This is a genomic window from Chryseobacterium jejuense (assembly GCF_017877355.1).
Taxonomy (GTDB): Bacteria; Bacteroidota; Bacteroidia; order Flavobacteriales; family Weeksellaceae; genus Chryseobacterium; species Chryseobacterium jejuense_A.
Window position 1 is genome coordinate 720869 of the sequence record NZ_JAGIPR010000001.1, and the last position, 22173, is coordinate 743041.

Sequence of the window (22173 nt, forward strand, 5' to 3'; positions counted from 1 at the left end):
GTGAACCCGTTTTAGTATTATGATTATTTCTTTACCAGTATTTTTTCCGTAGCTTTTTTACTGAGAATTTCTTTCTTCCCATCAATCTCTATTGTCATCGATTTATCAAAACTTTCAATTTTAATAATATTTACTTTGGTATTCAGGAGGAGCTTTCTGTCATTTAAATAAGTTAAGAAAGCGTCATCAGAAAGGGTAACGGAAGCAAAGACAACGGTTTCTCCTTCTTCACATCCGCTTAGCTTCTGAAGATCCTGAGCGATAATGTTTCCATCTTTATCAGGAATAGGTTCTCCGTGAGGATCAAATTTAGGGTAATTCAGAATTTCGTCCATCTTATCAAAGAAGATTTGGGAATGAACATGTTCTAGCTGTTCAGCAATTTCATGGACATTTTCCCAGCCGAAATTCATTTTTTTTACCAGAAACATTTCAGTCAATCTGTGTTTACGAACTACCAAGGCAGCTTCTCGTTTTCCGTTTTCGGTAACAATCAGAGGTTTGTAGGTTTCATAAATAACCCATTTCTTTTCTGCAAATTTTTTCATCATATTGTTAACGCTCGGCATTTTTACATTTAAAAATTTGCTGAGTTCGTTAATCGTCACCTTTCCTTCATTGTCAACTAAATGAAACAAAGCTTTCAGGTAATTTTCTTCTGTTAGGGTTGTTTTCAAAATGTTAGATGATTTTCAATACAAATCTAACAAAATAATCTTAAAAGATTGTGGTAATGGTTGAATATGTTTGTAAGACTTTTAGCTCGTTTGAATGTGTCTTTTGTAACTAAAAGTATATAAAATTTTATTGATTTGAGTTTATGTTATCTCTTTTTGTGTTGATTTGTATATATTTAAGAAAAAAATAACTATGAAACTAAAACTCACATTCCTTTCCGTTTGTGTCTCTTTTTTTATGAATGCGCAAATATCGAATACGAATGATTTAAATACTGGGCATCTTCCCGGAACCACTTTTAAATTCAATGTGGAGAATTTTAAAAGAAGTGTAGAAGGTAATAGGAAAAAAACTGATAAAATTAGTAATCAGCCTGTTATATTAACACTAATAGATGGAAGCCAGCAGGAATTTATTTTATCCGAAAACAATCTTTTAAGTAAACGGCTTGATAATATTATCACTTTTGATGGATATTCAAAAGACAAGAAATCTAAAATAAAGTTAACATTAGCTGGAGATAAAATGACAGCTATGATTAAATCAGGCAATGGTTACTTTATTATTGAACCCTACAAAACAGGTAAGGGAGAGTATAGAATTTATAACTCTTTTGAAATGTTTGGTGAAAAGTTTAATTGTGAGGTTCATAAAGATGAATTTGAAGAGAGTATTAAAACAGTAGCTAAAAAATTAAATATCCAGAAATCTGTGACAAACTTTCCTTATGGAAATACCATGAGGGTATATAGATTGGCAGTGGCTACCACAGGGGAGTTTACTACGGCTTTCGGAAGCCAGGATACAGCATTGGGAGAAGTGGTCACTATGGTCAATCTGATCAACCAGATTTATGAATCAGAATTATCTATTTCTTTTCAACTGATTGAAAAAACACTCAATAAAACTCTCATCTTTACAGATGGAGCTACAGATCCTTTTACTGTTGATCTTTATTTTGCATCTTCTGCAAATTCACAAAGTGGATTTAACACATTGAATGCGAATGGAACACTGGTTCAAGCCGACTATGACATTGGGCATACTTTCAATATCATGCCGGGAACGATAGGAGGTTCTAGGGGGCAAGCCGGTCCACAGCCTTGTAATACTCCTATTAAAGCAAGAGCATGGAGCGAATGGGTAATTACCGCACCAAAATCAATGACTGCTAACCTGATTGTTCATGAAATGGGACATCAATTTGGAGCGGGGCACACTTTTAATGCTATGGGAGGGTATCCTTCTTACCCTGAGGCCTGTACAGATGAATGGAGTTTTAATTCCGCAGTAGAACCAGGAGCTGGATCTACAATAATGGGATATGGAACTAATTGTTCTACTCCGGTCAGCCAAACGAATTCTGGACGAAATAATCTGGATTATTTCCATGCCAGAAGTTTAGATCAGATACTAAATACATTGCAATTCTATTCAACCTGTTATAATTCAGTTATAATGCCTAATACTCCACCTCTTGCAAGTGCTGGAAATATTGCTATAAACATTCCAAAGAATACTCCTTTTAAATTGAAAGGAATAGGAAGTGATGCTGAAGACTCAGACTTATCATATACTTGGGATCAGACTGATATAGCAACTACTTATGATAAAGGAGCATTTGGAAGTACAATAAACGGGTTGGCAGGATATCCTGCAGTTAACAGTACAACAGCGCCATTATTCAGGTCTGAACAAAGTACCAAAACTACAGAGAGATATTTTCCTAAAATGAGATTTGTACTGGATAATCAGAATATACCTCCAGTAAACGCTGCTGAAGCATTATCTATGGTACCCAGAATCATTAAAATGAGGTTTACAGTGAGAGATAACAGCGTAGTTTCAGGAGGGGTGGATTCTGATCAGGTTTTAGTAACGGTGACTGATCAAGGGCCTTTAGCAGTTATTTATCCTAACTCTAATATTAGCTTAAACTCAGGGGCTAATGTAAATGTAACCTGGAATGTGAATCAGACTGATTCTTTAAAAAATACAGTGAATATTCTACTATCTACTGATGGGGGTATAACTTTTCCTCATTTACTTGCTAGTGGAATTCCTAATAACGGTTCTGCAGCAGTTGTTTTACCATCAGTTATTTATACAGATCGTGCAAGAATTAAGGTTACTGCTGTTCTTAACGAATTTGCAGAGTTTTTTGATGTTTCAGATACTAATTTCACTATTAATTCAGAGTGTAGGGCTTTCCCTTCTGTTATAATAGAAAATGCAAAAGAAGTTACTGCTATTCAGGGAAGTTCAGAGGCTAATCTGAACTTACAGTCGCAGACTCCATCTAATCAGGCTTACAATACAAAATCATTGGATTTTTTTGCGGCTAATATGATCCAGCTACCTCTTTATATTTATAATCAGGCAATAACGGCTCCTTATGCTGTTCTTGCCAGTACGAATCTACTTCCAGTAAGGTTTAAAGTGACAGAAACAGGACCTTATGCATTGAGTTGGGCTGAACCTAAAATTCTTATGCCTACAATATATAAAGGAAATCAGGTTTCAGCTGCTAATTTTATCTCTTCAACAGGTATACATTCTGGTACAGGGACTGGCTTTTCATTCTTGGGACATCTCGCAGTGAACCTTGAAAAAGGTATAGAGTATTATATGACTGTTAAAAATATATATAATGTTCCCATTGGACAAAGCGCAGAGTTAAGTATTGATGGAGTAGGACAATTCTACAATATCATTGATACCCCAACAGGAATGAATTACACATATGTTGCTATCAATACTTCCTCGAATTCTATAGTGAAAACAAGTTCTACTGCTAATTTTACAACTCTACCTGCAGGAAATTATACAATTTACGGAATTTCTTTTACAGGAGTAGAAAGTAACTTAATGAATAAGACTATAGCTGAACTTAATCAGGCAGGAATATGTTATCAATTGAGCCAGAATAGTATTATTTTAAAAATCACTTCAACTTTAGCAGCCAATGAGGTAACAAAAAGACAAATTGGGATTGTACCAAATCCGGTAAAAGATATTCTTAGTATTGAAAGTGATGAAAAAATTACTCATTATGAGATATATGATGTATCCGGAAAGTTGATAGAAAGCAATGTGATGGCGAATTCTAAGATCAGTTTTTCCAGATTAAAAACAGGCGTTTATATGCTGAGATTACTGAATAATAAAGCCTTAATTAATCAATCAAAAATTATTAAGGAATAATCAAAATAAGAGTTAAAAAAAGAGGTCGTCTAAAAAGATGACCTCTTTTGGTTATTATAATTTTTAAATACTAAATTTTAATTGTTTTTGTAAGAGATTTTTGTTTCATTTTTTTACTTTTACACTATGAAATTTTCATTCAAAAACGACTATTCTGAGGGATGTCACCCGAATATTTTACAGGCACTTTTACAATATAATTTTGACCAGCAGGCCGGATATGGTGAAGATGAATTCTCTTTGAAGGCAAAGGAATTAATTAAAACCAAAATTAATAAAGAAGATTCTGATATCTATTTTGTTTCGGGAGGAACACAGGCGAACCTGATTGTGATTTCTTCGATGTTAAAACCTTACCAATGTGCTGTTTCAGCCTCTACAGGGCATATCCTGAATAATGAAACCGGAGCTATTGAAGCAACCGGCCATAAAATCTTAAGTATTGAAACGGAAGATGGAAAGCTAAGACCATCAGACATTATTCCGGTGTTGGAAAATCATAGAAATGTACCCCATCAGGTCATGCCCAAAATGGTTTATATTTCCAATTCTACAGAGCTGGGAACGATTTATCAAGCCAAAGAATTGGAAGAACTTTCCGAATTCTGCAAGCAAAACCGTCTTTATCTGTTCATGGATGGTGCAAGGCTTGGGCATGGGCTCACTTCTGAAATCAGCGATCTTAGTTTAGAAAAAGTAGCTGAACTGACGGACATTTTTTATCTCGGTGGAACAAAAAACGGAGCATTAATAGGAGAGGCTATTGTTATCAACAATCCTGCTGTCCAGGAAGATTTTGCATTTAATATCAAGCAAAAAGGAGCATTACTGGCAAAAGGAAGATTACTGGGAATTCAGTTTTTAGAACTGATGAAGAATGACCTGTACTTTGATTTAGCTAAACATGCGAATCAGCAGGCGATGAAGATCAAACATGCTTTGCAGGAAAAAGGGATCAGTTTTCTTGCAGATACTTATACCAATCAGATTTTTCCAATTCTAAGCAATGAGCTTATTGAGGTTCTATCAGAGAGTTTTGAGTTTTTTGTCTGGAAAAAAGTGGATGAAGAGTTTTCTGCCATTCGTCTTATCACTTCATGGAGCACCGGCGATGATGCTGTGAACCGATTTATTGGATTGATTGAGAAGGAACTGTAATAAATAATCATCCCAAATCTAATCTTTATATCAACCATATGAAAGCCACTTTTCCGGCAGTGTATTCAACACTGTGCCCCACTGCATTGTCATCATTGATTACAGAAAAATACAGATTAGAAAATGTTCAGTGCAGACTTTTGGTTCGGGGAGTAGGTGATACTTACCTTGTTGAATCATCGTCAGCTCGTTTTATACTTCGGGTGTATCGCTCTTCCCATCGAAGCTTGTTGCAAATAGAGGAGGAAGTAAATCTGTTGTTAGCATTGAAAGAAGCACAGGTATCTGTATCTTATCCAATCATTGATATTTTTGGTGAGGCTATTTTAAAGATAAATGCTGCAGAAGGAGAAAGGCATGCAGTGCTGTTTTCTTATGCTCCGGGGCAAATGGTTAGGATGTTGAGTAAAAATCAGCTTTACAGATTAGGAAATGAAATGGCTCGTTTTCATAATGTGTCATCTTCTTTTCAATGGAGTGGTTCTCGATGGAATTTTGATCTTGAAACAACTTTGTTTAAACCCATCGAAAAACTACAGCCTGTTTTTAAAGAAAATCAGGAAGATTATCTTTGGCTGCAGCGTAAAGTAGAGCAGTTAAGAGATAAATTTTCACAAATTGATTCTGCAGGATTCTCAAAAGGGTATTGTCATTTTGATTTTTTGCCCCAAAATTTTCATTTTGAAAATGATTCAGTTACATTTTTCGATTTTGATTTTATGGGATATGGCTGGCTGGTGAATGATGTGATGACTTTCTGGCAACATCTTATGATAGATGTATTTACAAAGAAAATGACTTATGAAGAAGGTCAGGATGCTTACCGTATTTTTTTAGAAGGATATCGGGAATATCGATTGATCAATGAGGAGGAGCTTGAGGCTGTACCTTATCTTACTTTTGGATTCTGGCTTTTTTATATGAACTTTCATACAACACATGACCAGTTTTATGCATTTAGTCAACTTCCACATTTAAAGTCATACATTGGGATTTTAAAAAATATCGCAGAAAATTATTGGGATAAAGAACATCAATTATAAAAATAAAAACAGCTGTTCCTCATGTGAAGAACAGCTGTTTTATTTTTTTATCTAAAGAAGATTTATTTTACGCCTTTAGTAACGATTTTGCAATCTGCAGTACTTAGTTTTTGGCCATCTTTATAGCTGATCTTCTTTTCATCAGCATATTTAGATTGTCCATCTTCTTCTTTATGCTCTCCGATACCTTCCGTTAAAGCATTGTCTTTTTGAAGGAAATAAATATCTCTTTTGCTTTTTTTGCCTTCAGAGGTAAATTCATAGGTCAGCTTTAATGTATCTCCGGATTTGAAACCTGTTACATCACCTTTTGAACTGTCTTTTTCACTGTTTTTGTAAGATAATTTTCCGGTAATGGTTCCCAGATTATCATCAATAGAGGCGAAAACACTGTCTTTTCCAACCACCCCTACATAGCAGAATGATTTTGGCCCTAGTGTATCTACTACAGGTTCTTCTACTGCAATAGTGTCAGTATTGGCTTTCGGAGCAGGCGCTTCAGTTTTTTTATTGCAATTAATCATTACTGCTGAAAGAGCACCCATTAAAATTAATTTCTTCATATCCTTAGTTATTTAAAATCAAATTTTGAAGCGCTAAATTAGTGATACTATTTATATATTAATGAATATTTTTCTAAAGTTTAAAAATATCATTCACTTGGGCACGGAAAATGATTCATATTATTTTATTTTTAAATTCAATATTATGAAACAGGCTATCAGAATGCTGGCATTGGGATTATTATTTTTGGGATTAGATTTTTTGAAAGGTCAAATACCCCAAAACTATATTTATACTTCATCTGGAGATCTGCAGAATATAGAAAAAATGATTGTACGAAAAGATATTGGAGGAGTACAGATTGTCTATAACTGGAGAGCTTTGGAGACTTCAAAAGATGTTTATGATTTTTCAGGTATTGAAAAAGATTTAGAGTATTTGACTTCTTTAGATAAAAAGTTGTTTATACAGCTCCAGGACAGGTTTTTTGAGCCTCAGGCAAGATATGTTCCTGATTATATTTTGAATGGGAAGGAATATACCGGTGGGCTAGTGGCTCAATATGATAATCCAGGAGAAAATAAACCTGTTGGAAGTGGTTGGGTAACCCAGCAATGGAATCCTGCAGTTAGGGAAAGGTATCAAAAGCTGATAGGAGAGCTGGCGAAAAAGTTTGATGGGAGAATTCAGGGAATTAATCTTCCAGAAACTTCCATAGATATTGAAATGAAAAAGGACAAAACCGGATTTAGCTGTGATACATATTTTCAGGCTGAGTTGGATAATTTAAAATTTGCAAGACATGCGTTCAAAAAATCTTATGTATTACAATATGTTAATTTCTTTCCCTGTGAATGGGAAAATGATCATCAGTATATGTCCAGATTATTTGATTTTGCCGATAAAAATAATATAGGGTTGGGAGGACCGGATATTGTTCCTAATAAAAATGCTCAGATGAAAAACTCATATCCCTTTTTTAATCAATATAAAGGAAAATTATCACTGGTCGCTATGGCAGTCCAGGAGCCTACTTTAACATATAAAAATCCAAAAACAAACGAGCCTTTTACAAAAGAAGAATTTGTGAATTATGCACAGGATTTCCTAGGAGTTAATATTATATTCTGGAGTGTAGAATCTCCATGGTTAAGAGACGTTATTAATTAATTCTTATTTTTCGACTGTATTTATTGTGTAAAATAAAAGGAAGTTGATACTATATAAGTAAGATGTTATGTCATTTTTAAATTTGACTTTTTTTGGAATACTTAAAGTTTCCAGCTTTACAGATATAAGGTACACTAAAGTCTAAAAGTGAAAAAATCAAAGATTTTTTCACTTTACCCTAAAACTCTCAAACTTTCAAACTCCCCCTAAATCCTCTGGCTGCATAATAAGAATCTGCACCATTATGATAATAGAAAACCGTGTTGTAGCGTCTGTCGCAGAAAACAGCACCACCATGTTCTCTGATTGCTGAAGGTGTTTGTACCCAACTGGACGTTTTCTGGTCGAACTTTCCAAGCTCCTGAAGCCTGCGATATTGTTCTTCGGTTAAAATTTCAATGCCCATTTCTGAAGCTTTATCTATGGCATTGCTTTCCGGCTTGTTGGCTTTTCGGGATTCCCAAGCAGGATAGTCGTAGCAAAGGCTTCTGCGTTTTGGACTTTCCGGAGAGCAGTCGAAGAAGAGGTATTCGTCTGTTTTTTGGTTGTAATCTACCACATCAGGTTCACCTTCTGTTTCTTCCATTTCGTTTAAAGACCATAGTTTTTCGGGATTAGATTCCAATTTGGTCTGAATTTTTTCCCATTTCAGGCCTTTGTGGCGGTTCATATTTTTTTCAAAACGGGTTTGCAGTACTTTTAAAAGGGCTTCGCTTTGTTCGGGTGTTAATTGTTTCTTTTTCATATCAAATTTTTAAGTGATTGATTTTAGACTAAAGTTACTAAGATTGAGTGGAAATTTTTCTATCAGCAGGTCTGAAATACCATGAAATAATAACCAATACAAACAGTAAAACAGCAGGGAAGGTTCTTCCGGCAGTATCTCCAACAATTAGATGTGAAATAATGGCTCCGGACATCACAAAGAAAAATCCTGCGTAAGCCCATTCTTTTAATAGTAATCGTTTCGGGATAAGGATGGCGATAACCCCCAGCAGTTTCCAGACTCCGATGATGGTCATGAGATAAGCCGGATATCCAAGGTTTGTAAAATTGGCAAGTTCATCTTTATTTTTCATAAGTTGAACAATGGCTGTAGAAACCATGCCTAATGCCATCCAAAGGGTAAAAATCCAATAGATGATCTTTGTTTTTTTTTCTGATCGGTTTGATGTTTCCATATTGATTAAGTTTTGTGATTAGTCGTTAAGCCCTTTTCCGTTTAGGATTTGAGGGATGTATTTTTCAATTCTTGCTTCCCTGGTTTTAGACTGTTTGGCGGATGAGAAATAGAGTAGGTAAGCCCGTTGTCTTCCCTGTGTTAATCCTTCAAACGCTTCCTTTAATGCCAGATTTTCATCTAATCTTTGTTGAAATTCCTCAACCATTTCAAAGTCCTTGGTTTTCTTCATTTCAACTTTTACCCCGGACTCTTCAATTTCTACAGCTTCAAACATATAGGCCTGAAGCTCCTTTTCAAGATCATTAATCTGGTGAATATTTGTAAAACGGACTTGTCTAGCAGCCTGCACATTTTCTGATTGCTGGATTAGAATTTGATCCGGATCTTTCATGAGTGCTCCCTTAAAAAAGAGTAGTGCACAATATTCTTTAAAACCGTGAATTAAGAAAATATTTTTCCCTTCATAGGTATAACAGGGACAGCCCCATTTTAAATCTTCTACCAATTCGGTACTTAAGGCAATTGTTCTTAATTTTTCAAATTCTTCTTTCCATTGTGTGGCTTTATCGAAGAAAAAATCAACTTTTGGATTCATGATTTTTGGTTTGAGGGTTCTTGGGTTTTAGATTGGGAGAGTAAATAGCGTTCAAAGTTTGATGTTTAAAGTTCAAGGTTGTTGTCCTTTCACTGAAGATTGAGCATTCACTTGCGAAGTAAAATTCCCTATTGGCATTCACAATGTAAACTATGGTATTCATGTCTCTCATCTCTTCGTCTATTATCTCTTCGTCTCTCTAAACATTTCCTGTAAACGATTATGCGCCCTATTAATTCCCTGAGCGAATGGCATTTTCAGGTGCTGATCTCTGAAGTCTACGGATTTGTAAACAGTTTGGATGGTAATTTTGCTGGTGGTATCCGTTAGTTTTTCAAATTCTAAAAACTCAATCTGAACCGGAAAAGGCGTGTTTTCCATCTGAAAAGTTCTTATAATTTTCTCATTCTGAACAAGGTTGTGAATAGTTCCATTGGCACTGAAGACCACATCACCTTGAGGATTTAACGTTTCGAAACGGTAACTTCCGTGTTGTTTGTTTTCAAATTTTGTCACTTTGGTTCCCATCCATTGTTCGAAAAGCTCAGCTTCTGTATAAGCTTTGAAGAGCAATTCTACAGGAAGATCAAATTCCCTGATGATGAAGATTTCCTGTTTTCCGTCTTCTGCGTGAATTTTTGTTTTAAGTTCCATATTTTGAGTGTTAGGGTTTAAGGTTGTTATTCTTTCACTGGTGATTGGCGATTCACTTGCGAAGCAAAATTGACTATTGATAGTAACAAGTTAAACTTTGAAGTCATTGTCTATAGTTTCTCTGTCTATTATCTCTTCGTCTATCATCTTTTATCTCTTATTACTCATTTTTCAAGTTCTGATACGCTTTCATCACACTTTCCAGTTTATTGAATTTCTCATCCCACATTTTGCGGAAGGGCTCTATAAAATTGGCTATTTCTTTCATTTTATGGGGATTAAGGTGGTAAATGATTTCACGGCCGTTCTGTTCCGATCTCAATAGTTCACATTCTGTAAGGATCTGAAGATGTTTGGAAACTGTAGGTCTTGCGGTATCGAAATTGGAAGCAATGGCTCCTGCAGTCATGGATTGCGCAGCCACCAGCATCAAAATAGATCTTCTGGTAGGGTCTGCGATTGCCTGAAAAACATCTCTTCTTAAATTCATTGTGTAGTTATTTGACTACAAATATATGTGTAGTTATTTAGCTACGCAAGTTTTTTTTGAGAAATTAAAGCAGCTCTCAAATAAAGGGGTAGTATATACCAATAAATTATAAAATATATTTACATATTTTTGTTCGCCAAATTAAATTAACATATATTTATAAAAAGCCTTTATCTATACAATATGAAATTTACATTTAATCCACGAATACTAAGACATTTAGGATATGAATTGATAACTTCAGATGAGATTGCTATTACAGAGTTGATAAAAAACTCATATGATGCAAGAGCAGAGAATGTTTATGTTCAATTTCTTTCTACAATTGAAAATTTTGATGAAAATAAAAGTAAAGTTAAAATCCCTGAATTTATATATGACTCCGTTAAAAAACTAAACTCAAGCGGAATTATTGTAATAGAGGATGATGGTAAAGGTATGACTTACGATGTTTTAAAAAAAGGTTTTTTTGAAGTAGGTTCTACGTTGAAAAAGAATGAAAAGAATGATTTAGAGGAAAATGATAATAATATAATTTTAGGGGATAAAGGTATTGGAAGACTTGCTGCACAACGAATAGCTCCTATTATAATTGTTGAGAGTGCTGCAAAAGGTACCCATACTACTAATATTGTTGAAGTAGAATGGGATAAATTCATTAATAATATTAATTTTGAGGCCCCTGAATGGACCGGGGACTTGACTGAGGATATAGCATATACCAGGTTATGGCTAATAGGAACGGATGATAATTCAATTGACTTTAATCGATTTTCTGAACTAAAGGAAGATTTTGAAGTAGATTTATTTGGAAATATGGGTCCAAGTCTTGGAACAAGATTAATTATTAAAAGTGAGTTACAAACGGCATTAGGTTTTCTTTACTCTCCATTTGAAACTAATAAAAGCCTCATTAATATTGACATCTCTGTAAATGGAGTACCTATCAGGTTAGATTTTAATTATCAAGCATTAAATGTAGCAGAATCTATACACTCCTTTAAATCCACTTTGATTTTTGACGAATCAGGGAAACCAATTGATATAAAATTTGATTTAAGATTTGATATTCGTCCATGGTTTATTGAAAGAATACATCATAGGGAACTTGGAAATGTATTATATCAAGACTGGAAGCGTTCATCGTTAGATTATTATAAATTATATCAAAAATATAAAGACGAATATGAATTGAATCTTTCTGAAAGTTTTCTTCTATCTACAGAATTAAATAAATGGAAAAAGAAAAATGGGAATAAAAATATTGATAGTCAGCTTTTTATTGAGTCAATATTAAAACTTGCTCCTCTTGAAGGAAAAATTTATTCATTCAAAAGAGATATTTCGCTAATGAATATGGCAAGAAGATCAGCTATAGAAAATGGTTATATTGATCCGTCAACAAAAATTAACTATGATATCAGACCTTTTCTAGCTTCAAATAATGGTATAAAATTGTATCGTAATTCTTTTAGAATTGCAACAATTGGTAATAAAGATAATGATTGGTTAGAATTACAACAAAAAAGAACATCAGGTCAACAGTTTTACAGATTTGAACTAGGTAATGTAGTTGGTTACATAAAAATAAATGATAAAAAGCAAGAGTATATATATGAAACAAGTTCAAGGGAGCATTTAACTGATAATATTTATGCCGAATCATTAAGGATTACCTTAAATGAAATTTTGGAAATATTTTCTCCCAATTTTTCAAAATTAGCTGTTGAATTAACAAAACGTTTCTTGAGCCTGGAGCCGAATTGGATACCCGAAAATACGGAAGAAGAAATTCAACATGAAGTTGATAAAGCTAAGGAAATATTTGAAGCTGCTAAAAGAAATATGGCAGCAATACAAGTAGCAATTACAGCTATAAAAGATAATATTGATCTTGATTCTGAAGAGAAAATAGCATCAGTGAAGAAAGTATTTAAAACATTAGAACCTGTTGCACTCAATTTTGAACAAAATATTGAAGATACAACTCGATCTTTAAAAAGTGCAAATATGTTACTTGAGGTTGCTAAGCAAGAACAGGTCAGAATAAAAACAGAAGCTTATAATAGCTATAAATTGATGGCTAATGGTCTAGTTACAGAAATAATTACGCATGAACTTCATTCTTTACTAAATAATTCAGAGGAAGAAGGTAAAAGGTATGATGAGCATTTTCAGATTATTGAAAAATATTTCCTGGAAAATGAACTTTATGATATTAATAGAATTCACGTTCAACCCGTCAAAAAAAAATTCGAACACTTGTTTAACAAAATGGGCGACCTAGCCCAGTTCTATTCATTTCTAGATAAAACATTTATTAAGAGCGAAGGTAATAGAGCATTACTTCCAACCGATGTTAAGAGTGAATTGGAAATTATAATTGAACGATTTAAATTTAGGTTAGAAAGACATAGAATTAATATTGATGTTTCATCAGTAGATATTGTTTGGGAAGTGCCTAAAGGAGCATTATTACATGTGTTTTATAATCTTATTGATAACTCTATATATTGGATTAAACAACGTCAAAAATTATCAAAATCAAATAAAAAATATGAAAGATCTCAATCTGACTCTATTGTAATTAGATCTACTTCTTCAAATACTCTGCAATTTTATGATACAGGTACTGGAGTATTAGATAAATATCAACATATTTTGTTTAATGAATTAGTATCTGGAAAACAAGATGGTCGTGGTATGGGATTGTATATAGTTAGACAATTTCTTAAATCTTTTGGAGGGAATATTGAATTGCTTCCTTTGAAAAATGAATATGACCATCGTTATATTTTCGAAATTAATTTGAAGTAATTGTTGAAATGATGATTAAATTTAAGGAATTAATTAAAAATTTACGTGCTTTCACAATTCTTATTGTTGAGAATGATTTCACTTATATAGAAAATAGTGAGGAAATAGTTGGAAGATTATGTCTTTCAAAATCTAAAATCCCAATGATATCTGAAAAGTTGAGATTAGGGGGGTATGAAGATGTTGAAAACAAAATAAATGCTTTTTTTGATAGTCTAGATCAAATAGGAGATTCACATGATCTTACATTACTAGATAAAATTGGTCCTAGCTCATTTAACCATTATTTAGATAAAATTAATCAGTCAGGAATAGCTAATGATCTAATGTCAATCATTACGAAAGAAATTAATGACGATAATAGTAATGAATTTAAAAATATCTTTTTCAATAGTGGTATTTTAGATTTTGAATCTTTAGGTGATTATAATGATATAATTAAAACAATAAACTCAATACCTGATTGTCAGATTATTTTCAGAAAAGAATATCCATCTGAAGATAAAATAGATGAACTTTTACAAGAACTTGAAATTACCTTTAAAGAAACAAAAAGTAATTTTTGTCTTTCAATAATTGATAAGCTTTTAGGAAGAGGAGATGATGGAGGTAGAGAATTAATTGAAACAATAGTAAAAGCACATAAAGAGCAGAACGAACTAAAACATATTTGTTGCCTATACACAAGTAAGCCGGGAGAGAACTTGTCTTTGAATTTGTATGAGGAATATTTTATACAAGAAGTTAGAAAGAATTCTAATGCAGAAACTATAAATAAGATTACCAGCATATTAGCACAATGTGCTTATGCAGAGGTTTTCAATTCATTAAGAGTGAAAACAATTGAGAGTGCAGAAAAAACCTTAGAAATTGTACTTAAAAATCAGAAAAATATAAAGTATATAATTGATAAGTCACATGAAGAGGGTATACCGCCATATGATGCCATAAAATATTGGAATACACTATCTATTCAAAATGAATTTGATAGTAGAGAAATCGAAGACTTTAGATTCATTGCAAGTTTAGCCTCTTTATTTAATAAAAAATATTTAGATGACAATCCAAACCTCCCACAAGTTGGAAGAGAATTGAAACTACTTAATACTTACGAACTTTTTGATTATAATGTAAATAAAAAACATTTACCAATTGCTCCAGGTGATATTTGGGAATCTAATGGCAATTATTATATTCTAGTAGGACAGTTATGTGATCTCTTACTTAGAGGAGGAAGTAATAAGAGAAAATCTAAAATTGCGGAGTTGTTTAAAATTGAATTTGGTAGACATTCCGATCAAAAACATAAATATGATATTATAATAGATAGTGGTAAGAAAATTATATACATAGATTATTTTCTAAAAAATGGTTCTGATGTACATGAAACATTAAAAATAGATATTTCAACACCAAATATATGCTTTGCAGATCTAAGTATTTTGGATTTATCAATGTTTAATGAATCAGGAGAATGTTCTATAAATATTGATGAGTGCTTAAACGAAGATGTTAAACTTGTCCTACCTACAGGAAAAGATGTTTATTATGAAGCCTTAAGAGAGAATTATATTGAGATGAAAAAAATATCATTTGAACATATTTTAGGAATGCTAGATATTTTAGAGCCATTGGATTTTTCTAAATTTAAATTTGAAAAAGAAGGATCTATAATTAGCCATAAGATAAAACGTATTTGTAGATTGAAAGGCAGATATTTTGATTCTCTATATAATAATTACTTGAATAATAAGGGGAGAATCGATCTTAATTTAATAGACAATATAGAAGAGGAAGTTGAAGCAATTATATTAAATTTTGAATTAGGTGAAGGTATAGATTCAAAACATGAACTTAGAGATTTTCATCTGTATAAGTCAAAAAAAGATAAATATATAAAGTTGTCTGATTTAAAACTTAGACTTCCTGCATATGAAAAATTATTTTCATATGCTCAGTCTGAAAAATTAACTATGGATTCTAAATTACAATATGAGCTCATAGAAAATAATGAGGGAATTTACACATTGCAATATAAGTATCATTTCAACAATAAAGATTATAGTTCAAAATCTTTATTTAGTTTTAAAGATCTTTTTAGTAAGACTAGACCTGATGCTGAAGGTAAATTTTTAATTGAAGGTAATGATGAAGAGCTAAGCTTTATTGAGGAAGGACACCCAAAACGAAAGATAAGTATTGAAGAATTAAAGAAAGGTATTTTTGTTCCTGATGAAAAGCAAAAATTAAAACTTATAAATGGTGTTTTAGAAAGAGAAGTATATGAAGAATAAAATATTTGACATATTGTCATTGTTTTCAGGAGGAGGTTTTTTAGATATAGGATTTATTAATAATGGCTTTCAGGTATCCGAAGCTGTAGAAATTCAGCCCTTTTTTGTACAAGCTTATAATGAAGGACTTCATAATTATTTTCAAAAATCTGATAATTATTATATCAAAAAAGAACTTGTTAAGCATAACAAAGTATTAAAAACTACAGACGCATCTTGTAACAAAGAACAACAAAGGCTTTTTAAGAGTCATAAAAATATTGCAGGAATTATTGGAGGACCTCCTTGCCAGGATTATTCTGTTGGTGGAAAAAATGGGGGAATAGAAGGAGAAAGAGGGAGACTGATATATAGTTATTTTTCTATTGTTAAGAAGCTAAAACCTGATTTTTTGTTTTTTGAAAATGTAGAAGGACTTTATAGGACAAAAAAACATAGAGTATCATTTGATGCCTTTGTAGAAGATATTAAAAAAGAAGGTTATTATGTTTGGCATGATTTACTTAATGTTCTTGATTATGGATATCCACAGGATCGTCCTAGAATTGCATTAGTAGCTTTTAAAAAAAATATTTGTAATACTTTAAGGAAGGCTGGTTATGTACTAGAATTTGATAATATAATTTTAAAGTATCAGAATTCAGATAAACTAATATTTAAATGGCCGACTCCTTTAATTAAAAATCCTAAATCGTTGAACTGGCCAAAAAAATGGAAATTTGGAAATAATGTAATGCAATATGAGTTAAATGAAAATTATAATCTTTTTGTAGATAGTGTATTTAATGATTTGACAGATGACTTTCCAAATCAGTGTGAGTTTTTTGTACCAAAATCATTAAAATTCACACAAATAGAAGAGGGCGATACAAATAGAAAATCTTTTAAAAGGCTCCATAGATTTAGATATAGTCCTACGGTTGCATATGGGAATAATGAGGTCCATTTGCATCCTACAAAACCAAGACGTTTGACTGTAAGAGAAGGGTTGAGATTACAAACTGTTCCTGATGAATATATATTATCTAGTAAAATACCTTTGACCCATAAGTTCAAGTTAATTAGTAATGGGGTACCAACGGCTAAAGCTGAGTTAATAGCAAAGGAAATACGAAGAACTCTAATTAATTATTATAAAATAAAACAGTAACTCAAAATTAATTAATGTTTTAAAATTTAAATATTAGTATTATATATAAATGTAAAGAAGCTTTCTTATTTTAAGTTTCTTTACGTTTATAACATAAATAAAAGTGTACTTTATATTTATCCATTTTTCTCAATTAATTTTTCCAACTTCTCAATCATCTCCTTTTGTTGCTGAAGCATACGCTCATAAAGCTCAATCATTTTATCAAGAGGATTAAAAGTAGGATGAATATTTACAGCATTTAAAGTTGATGTATCGTTACTTGTAAAAGTATTAGAAATAACATTCACCGCCTGTTCTTCATCAAAATTTTCAATAGCTTCCGCAGGAACTTTCAAAATCTTCGCTACCTGCGCCAGAATATCAGATTCTACGGTTTCTTTCTGTTCTAAAAGGGAAACTTTCTTCTGGTTCCAGTCATCACCCAATTCAAAAGCTAAGGCTTCCTGTTTAATGCCCAGCATTTCACGGAAACGTTTTATATTTCTACCCTGATGTATTTTCTTATTTTGCATATCTGTGTAAGTCATAATAACAAATATAAAGCTTTAAAAGATAAAAGTAAAGCCCCTGTTCAAAATAAATTATCTTCTAAAATATCCATTCTACAGCATAAAATATTCATTTTTAACTGGTATAGCTGTCATGATATTTCTTGCTTTGTTGAAAAACAACAATATGAGAAAAGTAATTATTCGAGGCAAATATAAGATTGTCTCCATTCGTAACCTTACGGTTTCCCATAAATCATTTGAAAGAGCGTATAGAAAGCTGGTTTTCTTCCCGGAAATCCGGCTGGCAGGGAAGTGGTTGCTGGAGTGTGGTTTTGAACCGGGAGATAAAGTGCTGGTGACGGTTCGGAGGAATCAGATTATTTTAGAAAAGGAGATGAACTATGAAGAGATGTAAACAAAACAGGTTTCTGGCTGATATTGCTGAAATTTGTTTTTTTATAATTTCTCGATGATTTTGGAGATTACTCAGATATGTAAAGGATAAAATCTGCGTAATCTGTTTGATTTGCAGGAGAATTATTTTTTAGTTTGACGCAAAGTTTTATGAAGGTGGCTGTTATATTTTTAGGATGCTAAGAATGGACAAGTGAACTTGTCTGATGAAGGTGAGTGGATAGGTTTCGGCGGCCGGAGGCCGCCGAAACCCGTATGAGGATTAAATAAATAAAGTATTACTTATCTTTTAAATAAATGTCATCATACTCCATGATAAAATAATCACTTTTGCTGGGATTCAGATCATAAAGAATACATTTATCATTAGAGTATAAGAATACGGCTTCAGGATGCTTCACTTTGAGCTGATCTTGAAGAACCCTGAAATTATAAATGTGTTCCTCACTTCCTGTACTGATAGTATTAATAAAACCTGAAAAAATAAGAGCCATAGTTATTATATAGCCAATTTTTCCATATTTCTGATTCAGCATTTTCTTCTGATAATGATAGCAAATTATCAATCCAATGTTTAAGAATAAGTAAAATATGAGTTGTAGAATGCTTGGAATGTTATTGGTGATATAAAATAGATATAAATATAATATTATTGCCATAATTGTGAGTAGGAGTATTCCTATTTTATGTTTTTTCCCAGGGAAATTTCTAAATATATAATATAATAATAAGCCCAGAAGCATTAATGGCATATTGAGCAGAACTAAAGTACCATCCAAAACAATTTGAGTAATTGAAAAACAACTGCTTACAAGATTAGGAGAATGTATACTTATCTGAGCAATTTGCTTAATTACCCCTAAAAGTGACGGAATAATTATTAAAAATGGTAAATATTCCTTTACAAATTGTAAAGTCTTAACCTCTTCTAAAAAAATTAAAAAATCTTTCATTTGTTCGTTATTTTAATTGTGCGAATCTAGACCTAAATAGTGGAAGTTTAAATATTAATTATCACTTTTTTGTGATTAATTTTATATTTTTTTTTTCTTACAACCAGATTATTGGGGATGAAAACCAACGATATTTGCTTTATGTGTGCGCATCTTTTTATTAAGCGCAAAGTTTTATGATGCTGGCTGGATATTTTTTAAGGAACTAAGAATAGGTCTGCTTACTTTTTTCATAAGGGATTGTGAAAAAGAAGTACTTATGAAATTACCCTATCTTTGAAAATCCAATGTTTTCTAAGCATTAATCAATACTATTATAGATGAAATTTTTACTAGACTTTTTATTCCGTGTTTTACAGCTTTTTACAGAACCTTATTTTTTAGTATTTCTTGCAATAGTTATCATTGCGCTTTTGAAAAGAAAAAATAAATGTAAAAATCTGAGAATAGGCGTTTTTATATCAGCAGTTGTCATGGTTATTCTTATAGGCAACGGTTTTCTGGGCAAGCTAATCTCCGGATATCTGCAGAAAAGTTATATCAGGACTTCAGAAATAAAGAATACACCTGCTCAAAATCCTATTATTGTAGTATTGGGCGGCGGGATTGTAGATATTGACAATACAGAGAAATTGCATACTATGTCTTATTCCAGGATGGTGACCGCCTATCAACTGTATCATGAATATCAAAAAAATAATCAACCCTGTAAAATATTAATTTCAGGAAAAGGAAGAGGGCATATTAGCGAAGCAGAATTATTTCGTGAAGATTTTAAAAAGATGGGAGTACCGGATTCTGATTTAATTATGGAAGGTAAAAGCATGAATACGTATCAGAACGCAAAATTTTCCCGAGAGATATTGAAAAAGATGGGAACTTCCAACCTCTATCTGGTGACTTCAGGCTTTCACATGAAAAGATCTCTTGCTCTGTTTCATACTTTTGGATTAAAGCCTATTCCCCAGGCCTCAGATTTTATAGATACTGAAATCACTGTATTTCCTAACAGCTATAATGCTGCATTTACATTTGTTATGCTGAAAGAGGTAGTGGGAATATGGCAGGTACAGTTATATAACAGTTTGGGAATGAATAAATAATAATCTATTAAAGGATAAGGAGTTAATTTATGACTATGGAATAATCTGAAGAAATATAAGCCCAGATTTTTTTAACGCAAAGAAAAATTTATTGAATCGTATTATTTTAAGGATGCTAAGAGTTGCGATAAATCGCTGATGAAACTATAGGGCTATACGTTCGCTTATAAAGAATCAATTTCATTGATTCCATCTTTACCCTCTTAGAAATATCCAAGAAGCATTATAAAACTTTGCATTAAAAATTATTAAATCATAAAGACAGTATTTTCTTTAAAAATTCCCACAAAATCTCGCAAAAAGACCTAAAATACAGCAAAGCAATAAGAAGCCCAAATAAGCTCTTTTTTTAATCCAGTACCTATGCTATCTGACTGAAATTACAGGCGATTTATGGATGAAAACGTATTTTAGATTAAAATTTGAAAATTTTTACATTTTAAAGACATTAAACTTATGTCCATCAGGGTCTGCAAAGACAAAACCATAATAATGGTTTCCAAAACTCTCAGGTTCTGAAACAATGGTGCCACCGGCTTTTTCAACTTCTTCAACCCATTGATCTACCTGCTCATTGGTCTCTGCTGAAAGGGTGAATATAATTTCATTGGAGGCTTGGGAATCACCAAATGTTACCTGTTTTAGATTGGTTTCCAGGATGTTTTTCAGAAAGAAATGAATGACAAAATTATTTTCGCCGAAAAAGAAACTTACTAACTCATTAGAAGTGTGAGGATTGTTGGGAGTACATCCTATGGCTTCATAAAACTTTTGGGTGCGTTCCAGATTGGCAACTGCCAAATTGGCCCAGATCATTTTAGGTTTCATATTATTCTATTTTTGGGTTAGATAAAATTAGTTCCTTTTAAAAAGATACAGGTTGCCATGTGGCAAGATTTTGTATTTTTAATGAAGAAAAAACTAATATGAAAGAGGTTTACCGTAGAGTAATTTAACATAATATTTCAATAGATAGTATAACGATGAAATTGAGAGATGAAATAGAACCGGATTTTGAAACTGCTGAAAAACGATATCCGGAAGTCTTAAAGCTTATTTTAGACTATACAGACTGGTGTGATGAACATGGTGATGAAGAATCCGTTGAATATAAAAAACTGGAAGACAAGCTTCATACAATGACTGGAAAAGAGATGTCCAGGTTTAATCTTTGGGAATGGTGGGAAGGAAATGGGGCAGAGCATTTATCTTTTGATATAAGCTTACCGGATCCGCAAATTGTTGAGGATATAACAATGGACGAATTGGCTGAAATTGTAAGACGAATGAGTACTTTTGAGATTCCAGATCCTAATGACCAGTCTTTTAAAGGAATGTTTTATAATTATATATGTTCAGGAAGCGATTATTTTCCGGATTTTTTGAAGATTAATTTTAAGGGTTATCATATTAAGCTGTTTCAGTCTCATAAAGATAAAAACGGTAATTATTTTGAATATAGTCAGGAAGAAATTACAGATGCCATATGGAATGGCGGACTGAACCATCATACAGTAAAAAAATAACAGATGAATGATATTATTATAAAGAAAATCTTAGCCTTAGGTGGAAATACTGAGGCAGTAAGTCCTGATAAAAGTTTTGTTGAAAACTGGCAAAGCATCAGGTTTACTCATTATTTGTATGATAAGGATTGGGATGTTTACGGAATTGACCAATTTTATGAATCCAATAAAGAGCTTTATCATAACCATCAGGAAAAATTCTATGAGAATCTGTTGACACACTATTTTTCAACTCATGATTCTGCATATGGGCAGTATTTTGTAAAAGATTGGATGTTTACACCTTTTAAAGAAGGTTCTGAAGATCGGGAGGAATTTGAAGATTTAATTGACGAAGATTACGTACAGGAAGTTGTAGGGATTTCTAAACCGGACTTTCTGTGTATTTCATATTCCTATGGATATCCGGATCATTATTTCGTATGTACAGCAGATCCTGAGCCATCTAATCCAACAGTATACAGCACAGACCATGAAGTGTATTTTGATGAACTTGAAAATGAAGGGAATTTTGAAGACTTTCTGGATCGGTTTATGACCAAGAATGAGTTCAAAGAAGTAGTTGCAGAATACCTGAAGGGAAATTTGGAAAAGAATTAAGATGAAAGCTGGAAGAGTGAAGTAATGAGGAGCTAAAAAATAAAGTATATCTATTTTTTACATCTTTTTAAATAGCTATTTTTTATAACTAACAATAATAATAGGGCCAAAATTAACTTCCAGCTCCCAACTTATTGTCTTTC

General features: G+C 32.4%; 21 protein-coding genes. 11 read left to right on the top strand and 10 right to left on the bottom strand.

Annotated features, from left to right (window positions below; genetic code table 11):
* Nucleotides 1-23: 23 nt before the first annotated feature.
* On the bottom strand, nt 24-677 hold the full coding sequence (locus J2772_RS03285; RefSeq protein ID WP_209913232.1) for a metal-dependent transcriptional regulator: 654 nt from the start codon (nt 675-677) through the stop codon (nt 24-26).
* A gap of 193 nt (nt 678-870) precedes the next feature.
* Between J2772_RS03285 and J2772_RS03295 the strand changes: the two genes are divergently transcribed.
* The 3 genes from J2772_RS03295 (at nt 871) to J2772_RS03305 (ending at nt 6083) form a co-directional block, all read left to right on the top strand.
* A complete protein-coding gene (locus J2772_RS03295) occupies nt 871-3882 on the top strand; it encodes a reprolysin-like metallopeptidase (RefSeq protein WP_209913234.1) in 3012 nt (1003 codons plus the stop codon).
* A 126-nt stretch (nt 3883-4008) separates the two neighbouring features.
* Nucleotides 4009-5040, top strand: a complete 1032-nt coding sequence (locus J2772_RS03300) for a threonine aldolase family protein (protein ID WP_209913236.1) — start codon at nt 4009-4011, stop codon at nt 5038-5040.
* Between the two features lie 38 nt (nt 5041-5078).
* Nucleotides 5079-6083 (top strand): phosphotransferase enzyme family protein, encoded by a 1005-nt coding sequence (locus J2772_RS03305; RefSeq protein WP_209913238.1) that lies wholly within the window; start codon nt 5079-5081, stop codon nt 6081-6083.
* Nucleotides 6084-6145: 62 nt separating this feature from the next.
* Here J2772_RS03305 and J2772_RS03310 read toward each other — a convergent pair whose 3' ends face one another.
* On the bottom strand, nt 6146-6646 hold the full coding sequence (locus J2772_RS03310; RefSeq protein ID WP_209913240.1) for a hypothetical protein: 501 nt from the start codon (nt 6644-6646) through the stop codon (nt 6146-6148).
* Nucleotides 6647-6791: 145 nt separating this feature from the next.
* Between J2772_RS03310 and J2772_RS03315 the strand changes: the two genes are divergently transcribed.
* Entirely contained in the window at nt 6792-7757 is a 966-nt protein-coding gene (locus J2772_RS03315) for a hypothetical protein (protein WP_209913242.1), read from the top strand.
* 187 nt (nt 7758-7944) lie between these two features.
* Here the strand turns inward: J2772_RS03315 and J2772_RS03320 are convergent, their stop codons facing one another.
* The 5 genes from J2772_RS03320 to J2772_RS03340 all read right to left on the bottom strand — a co-directional run bounded on the left by J2772_RS03320 (nt 7945) and on the right by J2772_RS03340 (nt 10679).
* A complete protein-coding gene (locus tag J2772_RS03320) occupies nt 7945-8502 on the bottom strand; it encodes a DUF4256 domain-containing protein (RefSeq protein ID WP_209913244.1) in 558 nt (185 codons plus the stop codon).
* A 37-nt stretch (nt 8503-8539) separates the two neighbouring features.
* Nucleotides 8540-8938, bottom strand: coding sequence for a DoxX family protein (locus tag J2772_RS03325; protein ID WP_209913246.1), 399 nt, complete (start codon nt 8936-8938; stop codon nt 8540-8542).
* Between the two features lie 18 nt (nt 8939-8956).
* Nucleotides 8957-9535, bottom strand: coding sequence for a YdeI/OmpD-associated family protein (locus J2772_RS03330; protein WP_209913248.1), 579 nt, complete (start codon nt 9533-9535; stop codon nt 8957-8959).
* Nucleotides 9536-9718: 183 nt separating this feature from the next.
* Entirely contained in the window at nt 9719-10189 is a 471-nt protein-coding gene (locus J2772_RS03335) for an SRPBCC domain-containing protein (RefSeq protein WP_209913250.1), read from the bottom strand.
* A 160-nt stretch (nt 10190-10349) separates the two neighbouring features.
* Nucleotides 10350-10679, bottom strand: coding sequence for an ArsR/SmtB family transcription factor (locus J2772_RS03340; protein ID WP_209913252.1), 330 nt, complete (start codon nt 10677-10679; stop codon nt 10350-10352).
* 183 nt (nt 10680-10862) lie between these two features.
* Between J2772_RS03340 and J2772_RS03345 the strand changes: the two genes are divergently transcribed.
* Genes J2772_RS03345 through J2772_RS03355 form a run of 3 tightly spaced genes read left to right on the top strand, consistent with a single transcriptional unit; the run spans nt 10863 to nt 16940 of the window.
* Nucleotides 10863-13496: an ATP-binding protein gene (locus J2772_RS03345; protein WP_209913254.1), complete on the top strand. Its 2634-nt coding sequence runs from the start codon at nt 10863-10865 to the stop codon at nt 13494-13496.
* An 8-nt stretch (nt 13497-13504) separates the two neighbouring features.
* Nucleotides 13505-15790 (top strand): hypothetical protein, encoded by a 2286-nt coding sequence (locus tag J2772_RS03350; RefSeq protein ID WP_209913257.1) that lies wholly within the window; start codon nt 13505-13507, stop codon nt 15788-15790.
* On the top strand, nt 15780-16940 hold the full coding sequence (locus J2772_RS03355; protein WP_209913258.1) for a DNA cytosine methyltransferase: 1161 nt from the start codon (nt 15780-15782) through the stop codon (nt 16938-16940). Before J2772_RS03350 ends, J2772_RS03355 begins: the two co-directional genes overlap by 11 nt.
* Nucleotides 16941-17056: 116 nt before the next feature.
* On the opposite strand, the gene J2772_RS03360 is transcribed toward J2772_RS03355, so the two are convergent.
* On the bottom strand, nt 17057-17470 hold the full coding sequence (locus J2772_RS03360) for a helix-turn-helix transcriptional regulator (RefSeq protein WP_209913261.1): 414 nt from the start codon (nt 17468-17470) through the stop codon (nt 17057-17059).
* A 148-nt stretch (nt 17471-17618) separates the two neighbouring features.
* Here J2772_RS03360 and J2772_RS03365 point away from each other — a divergent pair, with 148 nt between their 5' ends.
* Nucleotides 17619-17849: a SymE family type I addiction module toxin gene (locus J2772_RS03365; protein WP_209913263.1), complete on the top strand. Its 231-nt coding sequence runs from the start codon at nt 17619-17621 to the stop codon at nt 17847-17849.
* 277 nt (nt 17850-18126) lie between these two features.
* On the opposite strand, the gene J2772_RS03370 is transcribed toward J2772_RS03365, so the two are convergent.
* Nucleotides 18127-18801 carry a hypothetical protein gene (locus J2772_RS03370; RefSeq protein ID WP_209913266.1) on the bottom strand — a complete coding sequence of 225 codons (675 nt, stop codon included), beginning with the start codon at nt 18799-18801 and terminating at the stop codon, nt 18127-18129.
* Between the two features lie 320 nt (nt 18802-19121).
* On the opposite strand from J2772_RS03370, the gene J2772_RS03375 reads away from it, so the two are divergent.
* Complete coding sequence (locus J2772_RS03375; RefSeq protein ID WP_209913268.1) at nt 19122-19904, top strand: YdcF family protein; 783 nt, start codon at nt 19122-19124, stop codon at nt 19902-19904.
* A gap of 432 nt (nt 19905-20336) precedes the next feature.
* On the opposite strand, the gene J2772_RS03380 is transcribed toward J2772_RS03375, so the two are convergent.
* A complete protein-coding gene (locus tag J2772_RS03380; protein WP_209913270.1) occupies nt 20337-20732 on the bottom strand; it encodes a VOC family protein in 396 nt (131 codons plus the stop codon).
* A 155-nt stretch (nt 20733-20887) separates the two neighbouring features.
* Here J2772_RS03380 and J2772_RS03385 point away from each other — a divergent pair, with 155 nt between their 5' ends.
* The gene (locus J2772_RS03385; RefSeq protein ID WP_209913272.1) at nt 20888-21430 is read left to right on the top strand and encodes a hypothetical protein; all 543 of its coding nucleotides are present in this window, start codon (nt 20888-20890) and stop codon (nt 21428-21430) included.
* 3 nt (nt 21431-21433) lie between these two features.
* Entirely contained in the window at nt 21434-22030 is a 597-nt protein-coding gene (locus J2772_RS03390; RefSeq protein ID WP_209913274.1) for a hypothetical protein, read from the top strand.
* Nucleotides 22031-22173 lie beyond the last annotated feature (143 nt).